Source organism: Streptomyces sp. WELS2 (assembly GCF_013870595.1).
Taxonomy (GTDB): Bacteria; Actinomycetota; Actinomycetes; order Streptomycetales; family Streptomycetaceae; genus Streptomyces.
The window spans coordinates 1-1,276 of record NZ_JACBWZ010001269.1 but is presented as its reverse complement, the minus strand read 5'-3'; the positions used below and the strand labels follow the sequence as shown (position 1 = coordinate 1,276).

At 74.8% G+C, this 1,276-nt stretch carries 2 protein-coding genes; both read left to right on the top strand.

Annotated features, from left to right (window positions below; translation table 11 throughout):
• On the top strand, positions 1 to 986 hold a 986-nt coding region (locus H5J33_RS35610), incomplete at its 5' end, for an ABC transporter ATP-binding protein (protein WP_181798773.1).
• On the top strand, positions 983 to 1,276 hold a 294-nt coding region (locus tag H5J33_RS35605), incomplete at its 3' end, for an ATP-binding cassette domain-containing protein (protein ID WP_181798772.1). The genes H5J33_RS35610 and H5J33_RS35605, both read left to right, overlap by 4 nt.

The following is a 1,276-nucleotide window of genomic DNA, read 5'->3' as shown; positions in this document are numbered from 1 at the left end:
GGAGCCACCGCGGCGGACCGCCGGTGCTCGCGGTGGAGAACCTCACCATCGGCTTCCCGGACCGGCACCGGGGCGTGGACATCGTGGCCGGGGTCGGCTTCGAGGTGTACCCCGGCGAGGTGCTGGGCCTGGTGGGCGAGTCGGGCTGCGGCAAGTCGCTGACCGCGCTCACCGTGATGGGCCTCGAACCGAAGGGGGCCCGGATCGGCGGGCAGGTGCGGTTCCGGCAACGGGACCTGCTGACCGAGCCGGCACGGGCCCGGCGTCGGCTGCTCGGCCACGAGATGGCCATGGTCTACCAGGACGCCCTGTCCTCGCTGAACCCGGCGATGACCATCCGCGCCCAGCTCCGGCAACTCGTACGGCGCGGCGGCCGGCGAAGCCCCGCGGAGCTGCTGTCGCTGGTCGGGCTGGACCCGGAGCGCACCCTGCGCAGCTATCCGCACGAGCTGTCCGGCGGGCAGCGCCAGCGCGTGCTCATCGCCATGGCCCTGTCCCGCGAGCCGAAGCTGATCGTCGCCGACGAGCCGACCACCGCCCTGGACGTCACCGTGCAGGCCCAGGTCATGGAGCTGCTGCTGCGGCTGCGCGAGGAACTGGGCTTCGCGCTGGTCCTGGTCTCGCACGACCTGGCGCTGATCGCGGACGTCACCGACCGGGTGGCGGTGATGTACGGCGGGCGGATCGTGGAGACCGGGGTGACCGCCGACCTGGTGGCGGCACCGGCCCACCACTACACGCGCGGCCTGCTCGGCAGCGTGCTGTCGCTGGAGTCGGCCGAGGAACGGATGACGCAGATCAAGGGCGTCGTGCCGGCCCCGGCCCACTTCCCGGCGGGCTGCCGCTTCGCCGACCGCTGCCCGCTGGCCACCGAGGTGTGCCACACCACCGCCCCGGCCCCGGCCGGCACCGCCACGCACACGGCCGCCTGCCACCACCCGGCGGTGGAGCTTTCGTCCACGGAGAGCGAGGAGGCCCTGCAATGACCGCCGTGGTGGAGGTACGGGACGCGCACGTGGTGCACCGGGCGCGCGGTGGCGGGCTGTTGCGGCGGGACCGGGTGTACGCCCTGACCGGCGCCGGCCTCACCGTGGCGGCCGGGGAGACGGTGGGCGTGGTCGGCGAGTCGGGGTGCGGGAAGTCGACGCTGGCGAAGGTGCTGGTGGGCATCCAGCGGCCGGTCTCGGGGACGGTGGCGTTCCGCGGCCGGGACCTGTGGGCGATGCCGGCCGCCGAGCGCCGGGCGACCGTGGGGGCGGGCACCGGGCTGGTCTTC